The 15,640-nt window shown below is 35.5% G+C and carries 16 protein-coding genes and 1 pseudogene; 10 read left to right on the forward strand and 7 right to left on the reverse strand.

From position 1 onward, the window contains the following. The 3 genes from AC1DDX_RS18285 to rffA form a co-directional block, all read left to right on the forward strand. Positions 1 to 441: TDP-N-acetylfucosamine:lipid II N-acetylfucosaminyltransferase family protein (locus tag AC1DDX_RS18285; protein ID WP_477622376.1), on the forward strand; the 441-nt coding region annotated here is incomplete at its 5' end. Between the two features lie 9 nt (positions 442 to 450). Further along, positions 451 to 1,170 (forward strand): GNAT family N-acetyltransferase, encoded by a 720-nt coding sequence (locus AC1DDX_RS18290; RefSeq protein WP_288884002.1) that lies wholly within the window; start codon positions 451 to 453, stop codon positions 1,168 to 1,170. A 13-nt stretch (positions 1,171 to 1,183) separates the two neighbouring features. Next, a complete protein-coding gene (gene rffA / locus AC1DDX_RS18295; RefSeq protein WP_288884004.1) occupies positions 1,184 to 2,314 on the forward strand; it encodes a dTDP-4-amino-4,6-dideoxygalactose transaminase in 1,131 nt (376 codons plus the stop codon). Between the two features lie 7 nt (positions 2,315 to 2,321). On the opposite strand, the pseudogene AC1DDX_RS18300 reads toward rffA, so the two are convergent. Further along, a pseudogene (locus AC1DDX_RS18300) lies at positions 2,322 to 4,074 on the reverse strand (ABC transporter ATP-binding protein). Between the two features lie 93 nt (positions 4,075 to 4,167). Further along, positions 4,168 to 4,923: a glycosyltransferase gene (locus tag AC1DDX_RS18305; protein ID WP_288884008.1), complete on the reverse strand. Its 756-nt coding sequence runs from the start codon at positions 4,921 to 4,923 to the stop codon at positions 4,168 to 4,170. 54 nt (positions 4,924 to 4,977) lie between these two features. Here AC1DDX_RS18305 and AC1DDX_RS18310 point away from each other — a divergent pair, with 54 nt between their 5' ends. Beyond that, positions 4,978 to 6,081, forward strand: coding sequence for a glycosyltransferase family 2 protein (locus tag AC1DDX_RS18310; RefSeq protein WP_288884010.1), 1,104 nt, complete (start codon positions 4,978 to 4,980; stop codon positions 6,079 to 6,081). Here AC1DDX_RS18310 and AC1DDX_RS18315 read toward each other — a convergent pair. From AC1DDX_RS18315 to AC1DDX_RS18330, 4 genes are all read right to left on the reverse strand, one after another. After that, positions 6,065 to 6,526, reverse strand: coding sequence for a galactosyltransferase-related protein (locus AC1DDX_RS18315; RefSeq protein WP_477622377.1), 462 nt, complete (start codon positions 6,524 to 6,526; stop codon positions 6,065 to 6,067). The two genes, AC1DDX_RS18310 and AC1DDX_RS18315, sit on opposite strands and share 17 nt — an antisense overlap. Continuing rightward, on the reverse strand, positions 6,411 to 6,809 hold the full coding sequence (locus AC1DDX_RS18320) for a glycosyltransferase (RefSeq protein WP_477622378.1): 399 nt from the start codon (positions 6,807 to 6,809) through the stop codon (positions 6,411 to 6,413). The genes AC1DDX_RS18315 and AC1DDX_RS18320 overlap by 116 nt, the downstream gene beginning before the upstream one ends. Positions 6,810 to 6,811: 2 nt before the next feature. Continuing rightward, a complete protein-coding gene (locus AC1DDX_RS18325) occupies positions 6,812 to 7,621 on the reverse strand; it encodes a glycosyltransferase family 2 protein (RefSeq protein WP_288884012.1) in 810 nt (269 codons plus the stop codon). A gap of 99 nt (positions 7,622 to 7,720) precedes the next feature. Then, the gene (locus tag AC1DDX_RS18330) at positions 7,721 to 7,978 is read right to left on the reverse strand and encodes a hypothetical protein (RefSeq protein WP_477622379.1); all 258 of its coding nucleotides are present in this window, start codon (positions 7,976 to 7,978) and stop codon (positions 7,721 to 7,723) included. A 337-nt stretch (positions 7,979 to 8,315) separates the two neighbouring features. Here AC1DDX_RS18330 and meaB point away from each other — a divergent pair, with 337 nt between their 5' ends. From meaB to recG, 6 genes are all read left to right on the forward strand, one after another. After that, entirely contained in the window at positions 8,316 to 9,200 is an 885-nt protein-coding gene (gene meaB, locus AC1DDX_RS18335; protein ID WP_172659193.1) for a methylmalonyl Co-A mutase-associated GTPase MeaB, read from the forward strand. Between the two features lie 376 nt (positions 9,201 to 9,576). Beyond that, entirely contained in the window at positions 9,577 to 10,905 is a 1,329-nt protein-coding gene (locus tag AC1DDX_RS18340; protein ID WP_172659192.1) for an OmpA family protein, read from the forward strand. A gap of 200 nt (positions 10,906 to 11,105) precedes the next feature. Next, positions 11,106 to 11,246 (forward strand): DUF6728 family protein, encoded by a 141-nt coding sequence (locus AC1DDX_RS18345; RefSeq protein WP_317171623.1) that lies wholly within the window; start codon positions 11,106 to 11,108, stop codon positions 11,244 to 11,246. Beyond that, positions 11,243 to 11,623: a RidA family protein gene (locus tag AC1DDX_RS18350; protein ID WP_288884017.1), complete on the forward strand. Its 381-nt coding sequence runs from the start codon at positions 11,243 to 11,245 to the stop codon at positions 11,621 to 11,623. The genes AC1DDX_RS18345 and AC1DDX_RS18350 overlap by 4 nt, the downstream gene beginning before the upstream one ends. A 3-nt stretch (positions 11,624 to 11,626) precedes the next feature. Further along, positions 11,627 to 12,538: an EamA family transporter gene (locus tag AC1DDX_RS18355; RefSeq protein WP_172659190.1), complete on the forward strand. Its 912-nt coding sequence runs from the start codon at positions 11,627 to 11,629 to the stop codon at positions 12,536 to 12,538. Positions 12,539 to 12,542: 4 nt separating this feature from the next. Further along, positions 12,543 to 14,648 carry an ATP-dependent DNA helicase RecG gene (gene recG, locus AC1DDX_RS18360; protein ID WP_337718244.1) on the forward strand — a complete coding sequence of 702 codons (2,106 nt, stop codon included), beginning with the start codon at positions 12,543 to 12,545 and terminating at the stop codon, positions 14,646 to 14,648. On the opposite strand, the gene AC1DDX_RS18365 is transcribed toward recG, so the two are convergent. Continuing rightward, positions 14,645 to 15,640, reverse strand: a 996-nt coding sequence (locus AC1DDX_RS18365; protein ID WP_477622380.1) for a serine hydrolase domain-containing protein, incomplete at its 5' end; no start/stop codon positions are given. The two genes, recG and AC1DDX_RS18365, sit on opposite strands and share 4 nt — an antisense overlap.

Consider the following 15,640-nt stretch of genomic DNA (forward strand, 5'->3'; position numbering starts at 1 on the left):
GGAGAAAATATCAAGTTAATCATTCCACTCAATTATGGAAATAAAAAATATGGAGATCTTATAGAGCAGAAGGCGGTTAGAATGTTTGGCGAGGATAAGGTGGTTTGTTTGCGCCATTTTATGAATCGTGAAGCTTATTACCGAATTTTGGACGAGGTAGATGTTGCAATCATGAACCATTATAGAACACAGGCTGCTGGGAATACTTTGGCTCTTTTATATCGGGGTAAAAAGGTTTTTATTAATGAAAAAAGCAGTACATATAAGTTTTTAAAGATTAATGATGTGTTTATAGGTAATTCAGCAAAGATTTCGCAATTATCTTTTAATGAATTCATTCACCCCTTGTCTGATGATATTAGAAAGAAGAATGTAGAAAATATAAATGAACTATTTAAGGTAAGTGTAAAAGAAGACGTTTTAAGTAATTTATTAAAATAATCCTAAACTGTGAAACAACCTTATGAAATATTACGATGGGATACCGACTTTTTTGGCTATCCTGTTGCAAAAATCCATAGGAATAATTTATCCGATCAAGAATTAATTGAATGTTTGGCTTTCCTAAAACAGGATGTACGATTGGTCTATTACGCTTCTGCAAATAAAATCCAAGATAATACTCTTCTGCTAAAGGAATTTAATGGTTTATTGGTTGATAGAAAGACGACCTTTTATAAAGAAGGTTGTTTATCCAACGCATATTCTGATAAATACACCTTTGAGTATAATGATAATTTTAATTTACATGAGCTGTTACAATTGGGAATTGCAAGCGGTATTTATTCAAGATATAAAATTGATCCTAATATAGAAGAGATTAAATATGAGGCATTATATAAAGAATGGATGATTAATTCTATTGAAGGTATCTTGGCAGATAAAGTGCTTGTATATGTCGATGATAATACGATTCTAGGAGTAATCACGTTAGACTTAAAGAGTAATCATAATCTGGTTAATATTGGGATTATTAGTGTAAGAGAGAGTGCCAGAGGCAAGGGGATTGGGAAAACATTATTAAGAGCCGCTGAGGAGTTCGCTGTTAAAAATAAAGCTTCAAAAATTCAAGTTGTTACACAAGGTGCAAATAAAGCTGCATGTGCTTTATATAATAGTTACGGTTACAGAATAGAAAAGGTAGAATATTTCTATCATTTTTGGTTATAGAAAGTCAATTACAATGATCCCATTTAATAAGCCTTATTTGACAGGAAAAGAAACTCATTATATCTACCAGGCGGTTATGTCGGGAAAACTTTCCGGTAATGGCCTTTTTACTAAAAGATGCCAGCAGTTAATAGAACAACGATACAACTTTCATAAAGTATTGCTTACCACAAGTTGTACTGACGCATTGGAAATGGCGGCTATACTACTTGATATTCAGCCAGGCGATGAGGTCATTATTCCTTCCTATACCTTTGTATCTACTGCAAATCCTTTTATTTTAAGAGGTGCCAATGTTGTTTTTGCGGATAGTTCTGAAGAAAGCCCGAATCTTGACATTGATTTAATTGAAAGTTTGATTACGTCAAAAACAAAAGCGATAGTTCCTGTGCATTATGCAGGGATGGCTTGTGATATGAATAAATTAATGCAGGTGGCAAAAGAACATAATTTATTTGTAGTTGAAGATGCTGCACAAGCAATAGATTCTTATTGTTCTGGAAAGGAATTAGGAGGCTTCGGCCATTTGTCTGCCTTCTCTTTTCATGAGACCAAGAATATCATAGCAGGTGAAGGAGGAATGTTGGTGGTTAATGACGAACGATTTGCAGAACGGGCTGAGATTATATGGGAAAAAGGAACTAATAGATCTTCTTTTTTCAGAGGGGAGGTTGATAAATATGGTTGGGTAGATATTGGCTCTTCATTTTTGCCTTCGGAGATTACAGCGGCATTTTTATATGCGCAACTCGAAAATCTAGATGAAATTCAATCAAAAAGAAAGTACCTGTGGAATTTATACTATGAATATTTAGAAGAGGTGCAAGTAAAAGGGTTATTAAAGTTGCCTATTGTGCCGCTCTATGCTACAAATAATGCTCATATGTTTTATGTGGTCTGTAAAGATTTTGAAGAACGGAATGCTTTAATTGAGCACCTGAGCAAAGATCAAGTACATGCAGTATTTCATTATATTTCTTTGCATACATCGCCTTACTATGCTCATAAACATGATGGGAGAATACTTAATAATGCAGATTATTATACTGAAAGACTTGTTCGGTTGCCCTTATTTTATGAGCTTGATGAAAAGCAGATTTATCATATAACAGAATCGATCAAAGCATTCTACAGAAACGATTAGTTAAAAATTATTCAGAGAACGTCTGCATATCTATTAACCTTCTATAAAGTGCATTATTGCCCATTAATTCATTGTGGGATCCTTGTTCTACAACAGTACCGTTATCTAAAACTATAATTAGATCTGCATTTTGTATTGTTGACAGGCGATGTGCAATGATTAGGGAAGTACGGTTTTCCATAAGCTTATATAATGCATCCTGTACAAGTTTTTCTGATTCTGTATCGAGGGCAGAGGTTGCCTCATCTAAAAGCATTATTGGAGGGTTACCTAGTATTGCTCTTGCAATGCACAACCTTTGTCTTTGTCCACCCGATAAACGTATACCCCTGTCGCCAATAGATGTCTCATAACCATTATCAGTAACCATGATGAATTCGTGAGCATTAGCAATTTTTGCCGCTCTCATTACTTGTTCTTTCGTGGCATCTGGTTTTGCAAAGGCTATATTGTTAAAGATAGTATCATTAAATAATATGGATTCCTGATTAACAAATCCCATCTGACTTCTTAGTGAATCTGTATTTACTTCGCTGATATTAATGCCGTCGATAGAAATGGTACCTGATTCTGGTTCTATGAATCGGGGAAGTAAATCCATTAGTGTTGATTTTCCACCTCCTGATGGCCCTACTAAAGCAACAGTTTTGCCCTTTGGTATTACTACATTTACATGTTTTAGGATCTTTCTATCACCGTAAGAGAATGATACGTCTTTAAAACTGATAGTGTTTTCAAATGATTTGATCTTGATCGCATTCGGTTTGTCAACGATAGCAGGTTTTTCATCTATCAAGTCCAGGACACGCTTACCTGCCGCAAGACCAGTATGTATGCCACTAAAAGCATCGGATAATGCTTCCGCCGTAGTACACGATTCCGGCTACCATTAGTACTCCAAGAAACTCAGAAACGGGAGAAGCAAGTTGCTGTCTTCTGGCCATTTTTCGGGTAATATTTGAGTAGGTTACATTCTCCTGGTGAAATCTGTCTTTTACATATTCTGTGGCATTGAATGCTTTAACGATCTTGATCCCACTAAGCGCTTCATCTAGATATCCCAGCATGTTTGCAAATGTTTCATGTGCCCTGGTTGCCTGTTGCCTTAATCTCTTTACAATTTTTGCAATTATAAGTCCGGCTAAAGGAATGATCAATAAGGAGAAAAGGGTAAGTTTTACAGAGATAGAGAAAAGTAAAACCATATAGACAATTAGTGTTACCGGCTCTTTAAAAACTACTTGTAATGTATTGGTAACAGTAAATTGCACTACTTGTACATCTGATGAAACTTTTGAAATAATATCTCCCTTTCGTTGACTGTTAAAATAACCCAAATGTAGATTCATCACATTATTGAACACCGTTTTACGAAGATTTAGCAACGTGTGAACACGAAGATTCTCCATAGTGAAAGCGGAGAAATATTTAAAAATGTTAGAAAGAAACACAGATGCTACAATTACTAAGCATATATATTTTAGAGTCTGCTGTTCACCATGAGTGTGTATAAGGTAATCAGTTAATTCCCTAAAATGAGCCATAACATCAAACCAGGATTTTTCTGCTACTTCAGCTGTTTTTGCTACTTCAGTGGTAGAAATGGCTGTTTTTTTGTTAAAGAGGGTGTCTAATAAAGGGGCTAGTAAAGCTAAATTTAGTGTGTTAAAAAGGATATATAATAGGGTAGTGATAACGTAAGGAATTGCAAATTTTTCAATGGGTTTTGCAAAGGATAATAATCTAAAGTAGGTTTTCATTAAATGCTTAATTATAAGGGCAAAGGTACGTTATTTAGTCTTACTATATAATTGTACTAGGAAATGTGTGTTGTTTAAGTCGCTGAGGCACTCTTAAAAGAATTTGCTATCTGCTTTTTTCGATTCTTTAAATTTTCTGATCATATATCTTATATAGACTATATTCCCAAGATATTGCTTTACTAATTTCGGTTTGTCTTGTCTGAATAGTTTGTCTTCTGCATAAGAAGAAAAGCCTTCCATATTGTAATAGGTGATATCCACATTTTTGTAAACCTTTTTGAAATCATTATCTCCCCAGCACTGAATGTTGAGTAAGTAGTCTGCAAACACAGGGTAGCTTAAGGAGTATTGATATTTATTAAAAACAGCTTTGGGATAAAATATACACTGGTGGCAAAGATTCTTTTTAGCCACCTGGTATTTTGTAAAGGCCCCTCCAAGTAAATGGTTCTTATTTTTACCATTGCCATAATAAATGGTATTCTCCTCAATCAGGAAATTTTCCATTTGATTGAATGTAGGTAGTAGCCGATCATCTGCACCTAAAAATAGAACCCATTTTCCTTTAATGTATGTTACCGCTTTATTCATTGCATCATATATGCCATGATCTTTTTCACTAATTAAGGTATCAACATGTTCTTCATATTTGCTAATTAGTGATAGGGTATTGTCAGCACTTAAGCCATCGACAATTATTAGCTGGTATGTCGTTTTTACGTTTTCTATTATAGATTTAAGACAAGTTTCAATATATGTGCCGGCATTATAGGTGGCTATAATTATTGTTAATGTTGGATTGGTGTTTTTATTCTCAATATCAGCAAAGGCTGCATCTTTTATCATGTTCAAATATATTAAAATGACAGTGTAATATAAAACGGTGTATATTTGTATTTCATGTACCAAAACACTTCAATTGACATAGTAATACCTTCTTTCAGGTTAGATGAGGATGTACTTTTAGATATTTTCAATATTGAAAGACCGGAAGGGTTTTTAGTGGATTTTTATATTGTTGCGGATAATCCTTTGTTAGTTATACCTGATGAAATTGTAAAATTAGCCACTGAGAATAAAATCAACCTGGTTAAGAATGAAATTAATCTGGGGTTTTCTAAAACTAGGAATAATGGTATTAGATTGGGGAAGGGTAAATGGATTTTGTTATTGGACGATGATATTGTACCCTCGAAAAAACTTTTGGTAGCATATGCGGAAGCAATTAAAAAGAACCCGGATTCTATTGGTTTTGCAGGAGTAACTAATTTTCCATTACCATTTAATGCTGCAACCCGGGCTATGGATATTAATGGCACGACAGGACATTTTAAGGCGGCTTTAGATAACAAGCCCTTGGTGTGGGTGCCAACTGCTAATGTTATGTTAAACAGAGCAAAAATGGATATGACTTTGTTTAACGAAAAGCTGGATAAAGGTGGAGAGGATATAGAATTTCTGCTTAGGAATAGCTTATTGTATAATGAAAAGTATGTTCCTGTACCTGATGCAGTTGTGGAACATCCGTGGTGGAATAATGGAGCCATCCAAACTGAGCGGATTTTTAGATATGGACGTGGCGCAGCCGATATCGCGATACTTGATACAATTAAGTCTTATACTTACCATGATTTCCTGAATACCTCAGAGTCTCTTCTTATTTTGTTGATTTGTTCGCCTTTAGTCGCGATTTTTTATTCCATTAATGAATTGGTTTTGCTGATGGCCCTGATTCTTTTTGCAGAGGTTTTAACTAACCTCATTAAGGTCTTTTATAAGTCAAAAGTCTTTTCATTTTCTGTGGCTTTAAATCTTTTTTGGATCAAGAACTGTTATGAGTCAGGATATCTGTTTGAAAGTTTATCAAGAGGCCGAGTGTCAGGTTTTGCCGAGCGGATTGAAATGGGATTTACTAAGGAAAACCCGAAATGGTTCAGATTAAATAAATGGAAGATTGTAAAAATGATCCTTCTGTTGGTACTGTTTTCTATAACTCGGTTATAATTCCATTTTTACAACGAATAATCTTTTTTCTGACAGCATTGAGGTATTTTTTGAAATTAACGTCCTCGTTATGCCTGGAATTTATTCGATGATAAAGGTGAAAGCAAACTGCTTTTAATTTTAATTGTCTTTGTCTGATTCCAAGGTTTGTTAACCTTGCAGCTAGTTCAATGTCTTCATGGCCCCAGCCTTCCAGGTCATTATTGTAACCATTTACTGCAATAAAATCGTGCTTCCAAAACGAGAAATTGCAGCCCCTTAGATTGTTAGATCGAAAATGATTGCCTTTAAAGAAGCCTGAAAAAATAGGCAAATAACTAGCATTTATTTTACTGCCTACCCCTTTGGTTAGAGAACTGATGCGAATGTTCTTGGTACTTATGATGGTGTTGGTTAAGTCTGCTGAAAGCATTGATCTGCTTCCCTTTATATAGTAACCCGCCATCTATTTGTATTATGTAATTGCCAGATGCAGAAGAGATGGCTCTATTCATAATAATGGTTTTTCTGAAACCAAGATCTTCTTGCCACAGATGTTTAACGGGTACCTTTATTTGTTGCTTAAATTCTTCTATTGTTGCTTTTGTTCTGTCATCTGAACCATCATCAGCAATAATTATTTCATTTGGGAACACCCTTAAATTTAAAATGCTCTTAAAAACGAGCTCGAGTGCCTTTGGCCAATTATATGTTGATATAACAAGAGTTACAGAAATTTTGTTATTCATGCCTATAAATATTTGTCTATACCGGATTCACAATAAACTTTTTTAAGCGCTATAGTCTCCTTAAATAATATCTCGTTTTCTGCTAAAGAAGCTCTGGAATTTTCCTTATGATAGATATGAAATGCAACTGCGCCAAGCTTAAGGAACCGTTTTTGCAATCCTATATTTAAAAATCGGGCAATAAACTCCTTGTCCTCCGGACCCCATCCAATAAAACTTTCATTATACCCATTTACCTTTATTGCATCAGAACGCCAGAACGCCATGTTGCATCCATGAATTTCATATAATTCGGCACCTTTGATTTTGTATTTTTTTTCGAAAAGAGGCCACAAAAAGGGAATACGAACGACACTGAAAAAATTAGCAATGTTTTTACTGAAGATGTTGATTTTGGAAATCTCCTTGCTGATTAGCTTAGCGGAGAGTTCTTTATTAAGGTAACCGCGGCTTGCCCTTACAAAGGTGCCCGGCATTGCGAAGTTTATATGGTCTTCAATAAATTTTCTGTGAATAATGATATCTCCATCTATTTCGATAATATAATCGCTTTTTGCACCTGCAATAGCTTTATTTAAGATAAGGGTCTTCCTAAATCCGTGATCCTCCTGCCAAAAATGTAATACAGGAATCTTAAATAGCTTTTTGTATTTTTCAATTATTGTTTTAGTCTCCTCGGTTGATCCGTCATCAGCAATGAGGATTTCATCAGGCATTTTGGACTGCAGTAAAACACTGGACAGGACCAGATCCAATGCTGCAGGCCAATTGTAGGTAGAAATTAATAAAGCAGCCGTAATTTGTTTTTGCATTAGGTAGATTGGGATAAAGGCTCAAATTTACAACTTATGTGCCCTAATTTATAATTCAATGAAATTTGCTCCTTTCTTGTATAATATTGATGTGTGAATTTATTCGGGCTTTAATACGGTTGATGAGACCTGGAGTTTTTTCCAGTGATTGGATTTTTTTTCATACAAGAAAAACTTTGCCAGTTTGTACTTGTCTTTAAGATAGGGTGCATATTCAACTCCGAATGTTCTATGCGGGATATCCGGATCCTTTGACAAACAATCATTGATTGCAGCTGTGTATACGGTAGGTCCAGTCATCTTATGTACATCGTGTGGGAATTCGTTTTTTCTGATGTTCTCAAGCATCAGTTCCATAGTCCTTTGAAGGAAAGGGTGACCAGATTCAAAAAACAATGCCCATTGTACATAACAAATAGGATTCTTTTCAGGAGATAATACTGCTACGTTTCATTATCAAATTCTTCTGAGAGGAATTTCTCGATCCTTTCATCGTCATAAAATTCATACTGGTAGTCGGGATTTCTTTTTAAGAATTTATAGATATGCCAACGCGTAATTAGAGGCAGGTTCTTTGATTTGAAAGTTTGATGTATGATTTTTGGTATTGACATTTTAGAATAAAAAAGATGTTAGGAATAAGACGTTAAATAATGAATAAATTCTATTTCTTTGTATCAAAGATAGTTTATTAATGGATACCAATTATCCCCTTTTAAAAGGAATTGAGCAGGGAAACTTTTTGGCTTTGGCAAGAGCCTTAACATTGGTTGAAAATGATATTGCACCCTCTGCAGATATCTTGCGAATGCTTAATGTTAAATCAGCAGTTCCGATAATTGGAATTACTGGTCCCCCGGGTGCAGGAAAAAGTACCCTTGTAAACGCAATAACTGAACAGTTTGCTAAGCAGAATAAAAAAATAGCCATTCTGGCAGTTGACCCCACTTCTCCGTTTAATTTTGGTTCATTACTCGGTGATCGTATAAGAATGTCACAGCAGTTTAACAATCCTAATGTATATATCAGATCTGTTGCAACAAGGGGCGCATTGGGGGGAATCTCCGCAAAAACCATTGAAATGATTGATGTGATGCGGGCGGCTGATTTCGATATGATTATTGTAGAAACTGTTGGAGTTGGGCAGTCTGAAATTGAAATTGCCGGACTTGCAGATAAAACAGTAGTTGTTTTAGTGCCGGAATCAGGAGATGAAATCCAAAGTATAAAGTCGGGAATAATGGAAATAGCTCAGGGGTTTGTTGTAAACAAAGCAGATCGGGAGGGAGCTGATGTGTTTACTAACACCTTGAAGAAGTTAGTTTTGCATCAAGAGATTCCAGTTTTTAAAACTGTTGCAGATAAAAAGGAGGGCATAGAGGAACTCTGCGAATGGTTGACAATTCCTGTTGAATCTGATGGAAAACAGAAGGCATGGTTACTAGCTGAAAAGGCATTTAAGATAATAGCGCACTATCGAATGAAAAATGTTGATAAAGTTAAACTTCATTCAGAACTTGTAAAAGCATTGAAAAGACCTGATTTTAACATTTATAAGTTTACCGATCAATGGATTTAGCTGATTTTGTCTTAAAAACAGGACTTTTCTGTATACAGGAATAGGACAATGTTTAAAAAATGTTAATTGTTTTTGACAACATATAACTTTTGTTTTACATACTGAGGTTAGACTCTCTGATTATAAAAGCTATCGTAATGGCCGTTAACGCTGTTTTTGCGCTTTTTATGCAGTAATGAATTGAGGATTCATTTTTATTGATATTTTTTTAATGCAAAACATAAATACTATTCGTATTATGTTTGCATAATTGTCGGTATTTAATAAATTTGGAACAGAGTTTGTACAAGTGTTTTGAGAAATTAAAAATTTGTTTAATTTTGCTACACAAAAAAAACATACAATTAAAATTTGTTTAACCTTAAAAAAGAAAATTATGAATTATTCTACTTTAAAAAAGAGTCTAGCAGTTTCTTTTGTTGCGTTGATGGGAGTAACCTCTCTAGCTAACGCTCAAGATTCTACTGGAACTTCTTCTTCGGCCAAGGTATTTGGTGGAAGGGGTCAGTACAGATCTTGGTCTTTCGGAATCAACGGTGGTGTTTTATCTCCATTTGTTGCTATCGGTGGTACTAATGATTTCAATAAGATGGACGTTAACTTAGGTTACGGTATCTCACTAAGAAAACAATTAGGTCATGCATTTGGTATTGAAGGTAACATTTTCCGTGGAAAAGTTTCTGGATCAAGCAAAAACGCTTCAGCTTCTCCTAAAGAATTTGAAACTGAAATTGGCTATTCTGCTGACATCAGAGGTGTTGTTAACGTTGCTACTGTTGACTTCTTACGTCGTGAGAACTCAGTTAACTTCTTCGTTACTGCTGGTTACGGTTTAATCGCTTATGCTCCTAAAGTTGATGGTATCGACTGGAAAGATAAAGCTATAGGTGATGTTAATGACAGACACGATGCTAAAACTTATGTTAAAGAAGCTTATATCCCAGTAGGTGCTGGTGTTAAATTCAAAGTTTCTGAGCGTGTATCATTTAACTTAGGTTATACTATGCACTTTATTGATGGAGATAACTTTGACGGAACTTATGCAAACGGTGCTTCTAACAAAGATAAATTCTCTTACGGATATGCTGGATTAGAATTCTCTCTAGGTTCTAAATCTAAACCGAACTTGGATTGGGTTAACCCACTTGCTTTAATGTATGATGAATTGAAAGATCCTTCATTACGTCAAGAAGTTGAAGCTTTAAAAGCTCGTGTTGCTAATGTTGAGCAAGCTGTTGAAGGTTTGAAAAAAGATTCTGATGGTGACGGTGTTTCTGATCAGTTTGACAAATGCCCAGGAACTCCTGCAGGTACTGCTGTTGATGGTTCAGGATGTCCTCTACCTAAAGTAACTGAAACTGCTCCTGCTAGCAACGTTACTGGTTTCGAAACTATCCAATTTGAATTTAACTCATCAGTTTTAAAAACTGAAGCTTACCCTACTTTAGATAAATTATCTTCAGTATTGCGTGAAAACGGTGGTAAAGTAGCTGTAAACGGTTACGCTTCAAGCGAAGGTACTGCTGCATACAATTTGAAATTATCTAAAGACAGAGCTAATTCTGTTAAAACTTACTTAGTTAACTCTGGTGTTAACGCTAGTCAAGTTGTAACTAAAGGTTTTGGCGAAGCTAATCCAATTGCTTCTAACGATACTGAAGAAGGTCGTATCCAAAATCGTCGTGTTGAAACAGCTAGAAACTAATACTTTCTAACAACAATACTTAAAAAAGGGTCCCAAAATTTGGGACCCTTTTTTTATTTGTAGGCCGATGCTATTTTAATAAAATGCATCTATTCAAAATATTTTCAATTACTTCCCAATTAAATTAATTCTGGTTTTATAATTGAGGGATAAAAGGTTGATAAATTATTTAAGACTATTTTATCTAAGTTTGTAGTAAGATGTATTTTTTTAGAAAAAGAGACCCTAACAGGCCCACTAACATTAACATTAAAATAATGCATATTATTAATGCAACTGCTATTATTGTATTTGTTGCAGGCATTTTATGGAAATTAATTGATTGGATTTTATTGAAATGAATAGAATAATAAACACAAAAAATGCTCCGGCCCCTATTGGCCCTTATAGTCAGGCAGTAATAGCTAATGGCTTTTTATTTTTATCTGGGCAAATTGCAATAAACCCCGAGTCAGGAGAGGTTGTACAATCCTCAATTGCAGAAGAAACACATCAGGTTATGAGAAACATTAAGGCTGTTTTACTAGAAGCTTCTTATAGTTTTGAGGATGTTGTTAAGACAACTATTTTTTTGTCAGATATGGCACTATTTGCCGAGGTAAATGAAATATATGGGTCGTTCTTTCATAAGAACTTTCCTGCCCGGGAAACAGTAGCAGTAAAAGGATTGCCAAAGGGAGTGAATGTGGAGATATCTATGACAGCTTATAAAGGATAGGTTTTGCCAAAATCTAATCTCAGGTATTTTTTTGCTGGTATTTTATCTTTTGCGATCTGGGGATTCTTTTCGATTCCACTAAGAAATCTTAAAGAATTTCCTTCTGAAGAGATTCTATATTATCGAATTTTTACTTCCCTGGTTTTTATTTGGATTGCCATTTTTATTTTCAGACGTAAGTATCTGAAGAGTGATATTGCTTACTTATCATCGGTAACTCCTAAGGAAAGGAAAATAGTGGTTGTGCAGATAGTGGCATCCACTATACTTTTAACCTCGAACTGGTATACCTACATTTATGCGGTAAATAATGTCAGTTTACAGTCTGCAGCATTTGCTTATATGGTTTGTCCGTTAATTACGGCATTTGGCGGCTTTATTCTTTTAAAAGAAGAGTTATCAAGATTAAAGCTCTTATCATTGGCAATAGCCTTATTTAGCATTATTCTGCTCGCTACCGGATCTTTTATTGAAGTGGCGTGGTCTGTTGTTATTGCAACTTTATATGCTTTCTATTTGATTATACAGCGCAAAATGAAAAATCTGGATAAGCTAAACGTTCTGGCAATCCAAATTGCACTGGCCGTACTATTGATGATGCCATTATATATAAGTAAACACGAATCTTTTCCAACTGATTTATGGTTTTGGGGAAACATTACGATAGTTGCAGTGGTATTTACTATTATTCCTTTATTTATGAGCCTATATGCTTTGATAGGAATCCCTTCATCAACTCTTGGAATAATTATTTATGTTAATCCGCTTATTGCGTTTGCCGTGGCTATTTTTTATTTTAATGAACATATTGATTCCCATAAGCTTTCGGCCTATTTGTTATTATTAGTTTCGGTTATTGTGTTTAATTGGAGCATAATAAAAGATATATTTACATTTAATAGAAAAAATATTTAAAGCCTTGTTTGTTTCTACATTAGATACGACTATAGAATTTCTTAAAGGCGTTGGGCCTAAACGTGCTGAACTTTTTCAAAAAGAGTTAGGTATTTTTACTTATGAAGATCTCTTGAATTTTTTTCCCTTCAGATATATTGACAGGACTAGGTTTTATAAGATTAATGAATTAGATCCTGAATTGCCGTATGTGCAAATACTTGGCAGGATAACCAGTAAGGAACAAATAGGCGAAAAACATAAGAAACGCCTTGTTGCCCGACTTACTGATGATACCGGCTCAATTGAACTGGTATGGTTTCAGAGTTTGAAGTGGGTTGATGAAAACGTTACTAAGGGCAAAGTTTATATTGTATTTGGGAAACCCACTGTGTTTAATGGTTCATTTAGTATTTCGCATCCCGACTTGGAGAACTACCCTAGACCAGCAACTATAACAGGTAATTTAAGGTTACAACCCGTATATCATTCTACTGAGAAACTAAAGAAGTTTTTTCTGGATAGTAAGGGGATCCAAAAACTACAGACCTTATTAATTGAACAAAACCTTAAGGAAATAGTAGAAACCATTCCTTCCCATATTCTGGAAAAATATCAAATGGCTGGCAGGAAAGAAGCATTGCTAAATATTCATTTTCCTAAAGACGTTAAGTCGCTGAAATCTGCTGAGCGGAGATTAAAATTTGAAGAGCTGTTTTTTATTCAACTTCAATTATTGCATAATAAGCAGCTACGGGAAATGAGATTTAAAGGTCATTCATTTGATATAGTGGGAGAAAGAATAAATACTTTTTATAAAGAGATTCTGCCATTTGAATTAACAAATGCACAGAAACGGGTGATAAAGGAGATTAGGCTTGATACGCAGAGAGGAATTCAGATGAATCGACTCGTACAGGGAGATGTAGGCAGTGGAAAAACAGTTGTTGCGCTTATGAGTATGCTGCTTGCAAGTGATAATGGTTATCAGGCCTGTATGATGGCTCCTACAGAGATATTAGCACGTCAGCATTATCAATCTATTGTAGATCTGTTAAAGGATCGGTTAGTGAAAGTTGCTATTCTTACAGGCAGCAGCACAAAGAAGCAAAGAACACAACTTCATAGTGAGCTTGAAGCTGGTGAGATTGATATTCTGGTTGGTACCCACGCATTGATTGAGGATAAGGTTGTGTTTAAGAATTTGGGACTTGTGGTAATTGATGAACAACACCGGTTTGGTGTTGAACAACGAGCAAAGCTTTGGAGAAAAAACCTTACCCCTCCTCATATCCTGGTAATGACGGCAACGCCAATTCCCCGTACGTTGGCTATGACATTGTATGGGGATCTCGATGTGTCTATTATTGACGAATTACCTGTTGGAAGAAAGCCAATTGAAACAAGACATCTTTATGAAGGGCAGCGCCTAAGGATGTTTGGGTTTATGAAGGAAGAGATTAAGAAGGGTCGCCAGGTTTATATTGTATATCCTTTGATAAAGGAGAGTGAGAAGTTAGATCTTTTACATCTTGAGGCAGGGATTGAGCAACTTAGCTATCACTTTCTTTTACCCGATTATCAAATTAGCATAGTGCATGGAAAGATGAGTAACGCAGACAAGCAATTTGAAATGCAGCGCTTCATTGATCACAAAACACAAATCATGGTAGCCACAACAGTTATAGAGGTTGGTGTAAATGTGCCTAATGCTTCGGTAATGGTTATTGAAAATGCGGAACGATTTGGGCTTTCACAGTTACATCAGTTGCGTGGAAGAGTAGGTAGAGGGGCAGAGCAGTCCTTTTGTATTCTAATGTCGGGGAATAAGTTAAGTCCGGATGGTAAGCTGCGTTTAGAAACCATGGTAAAAACAAATAACGGATTTGAGATTTCGGAAATAGATTTACAGCTAAGAGGGCCTGGAGATATTTCCGGAACACAGCAAAGTGGTGTACTGGAGCTCAAGCTTGCTGATCTTGCTAAAGATCAGCAGATACTACAAGAAGCACGTAATACTGTAATTGAAACCCTTTCTACGGATCCTAATCTGGAAAATCCTCAAAATAGTCTCCTAAGAACTTACCTCTCTAAAAGAAGCAGAGGGATAGCATTTGATAAAATATCTTAATCCTCATCACTTCCAGGTAGTGATCCTGAACCTGAATAAGCACCTTTACGTATAATAGGTGTTTTAAGATATTTGTAAAGTTCATCAAGATGCAGTAAGCTCCCGTTTGTAAGATTACCCAGAAATATAATAACAATGTTTTTCTGAACATCACGCACATAAATATGTCTGAATCCATGCCACCATCCTGTGTGATATACTACTTTACGGCCGTTATCTCCGTCAAATATTCGCCATCCATACCCGTAATTAAAGTGCCCGTTGATAGCTTTGTTGTGACCTGTATAGGCGGAATCAAGACTTGCTTTTTTTAGTAGCCTGCCATTTTTTAAAGCTTTGTCATATAGGACCAAATCATGCAGTGTACTATAGATCCCTTTATCACCTACGGGGCCATCCAGAAAATTTTGCGCTACAGAGTATCTCCAAGAACGGTCATGTCCCACAACATCTACTGGTATTTTCGGATAAACAGTGGTTGAATAAACATGAGTATGCTTCATTCCAGCCGGTTTAAAAATGTTCTCCATCATGTAGTCGGAATATGGCTTACCTGTTACTTTCTCTATAATTGCTGCCAGAACCATATAGTTGGAGTTGTTATAGTGAAATCGATTATCCGGTTTAGTATACGGATTTGGTTTTTTCTCTGCAATAACCTGCATCACTTCCTGGTTGGACACTCCTTTTTTCATGTCGCGTTTTTCTTTACGCCATATGTCATCGATGAAATACACATAGTTCATCATTCCACTACGGTGTGAAAGGAGGAGCTTTACTTTGATTCCATCGTATGGAAAGTTAGGGTAAAACTTTTTTACATCATCATTTAAAGAAAGTTTGCCTTGTTCGACCAATTGCATGATAGCTGTACCGGTAAAAGTTTTAGTTACCGAAGCTAGTTCGAATTCAGAGCTTATCTTTAAGCTATCACGATGAAGATAATCGGCCCAACCAATTGCTTTTTCATAAAGGATTTTCCCATCCTTTGC

It is taken from the genome of Pedobacter sp. 10L46_2 (assembly GCF_056395165.1).

What these genes read in the sequence shown, in the direction of transcription:
- AC1DDX_RS18350 (WP_288884017.1), top strand. Translation starts at nt 11,243, where the DNA reads ATGAATAGAATAATAAACACAAAAAATGCTCCGGCCCCTATTGGCCCT.
- meaB (WP_172659193.1), top strand. Translation starts at nt 8,316, where the DNA reads ATGGATACCAATTATCCCCTTTTAAAAGGAATTGAGCAGGGAAACTTT.
- AC1DDX_RS18325 (WP_288884012.1), bottom strand. Translation starts at nt 7,621, where the DNA reads ATGCAAAAACAAATTACGGCTGCTTTATTAATTTCTACCTACAATTGG.
- rffA (WP_288884004.1), top strand. Translation starts at nt 1,184, where the DNA reads ATGATCCCATTTAATAAGCCTTATTTGACAGGAAAAGAAACTCATTAT.
- AC1DDX_RS18320 (WP_477622378.1), bottom strand. Translation starts at nt 6,809, where the DNA reads ATGAATAACAAAATTTCTGTAACTCTTGTTATATCAACATATAATTGG.
- AC1DDX_RS18305 (WP_288884008.1), bottom strand. Translation starts at nt 4,923, where the DNA reads ATGATAAAAGATGCAGCCTTTGCTGATATTGAGAATAAAAACACCAAT.
- AC1DDX_RS18315 (WP_477622377.1), bottom strand. Translation starts at nt 6,526, where the DNA reads ATGGCGGGTTACTATATAAAGGGAAGCAGATCAATGCTTTCAGCAGAC.
- AC1DDX_RS18330 (WP_477622379.1), bottom strand. Translation starts at nt 7,978, where the DNA reads ATGGAACTGATGCTTGAGAACATCAGAAAAAACGAATTCCCACACGAT.
- AC1DDX_RS18310 (WP_288884010.1), top strand. Translation starts at nt 4,978, where the DNA reads ATGTACCAAAACACTTCAATTGACATAGTAATACCTTCTTTCAGGTTA.
- AC1DDX_RS18340 (WP_172659192.1), top strand. Translation starts at nt 9,577, where the DNA reads ATGAATTATTCTACTTTAAAAAAGAGTCTAGCAGTTTCTTTTGTTGCG.
- AC1DDX_RS18345 (WP_317171623.1), top strand. Translation starts at nt 11,106, where the DNA reads ATGTATTTTTTTAGAAAAAGAGACCCTAACAGGCCCACTAACATTAAC.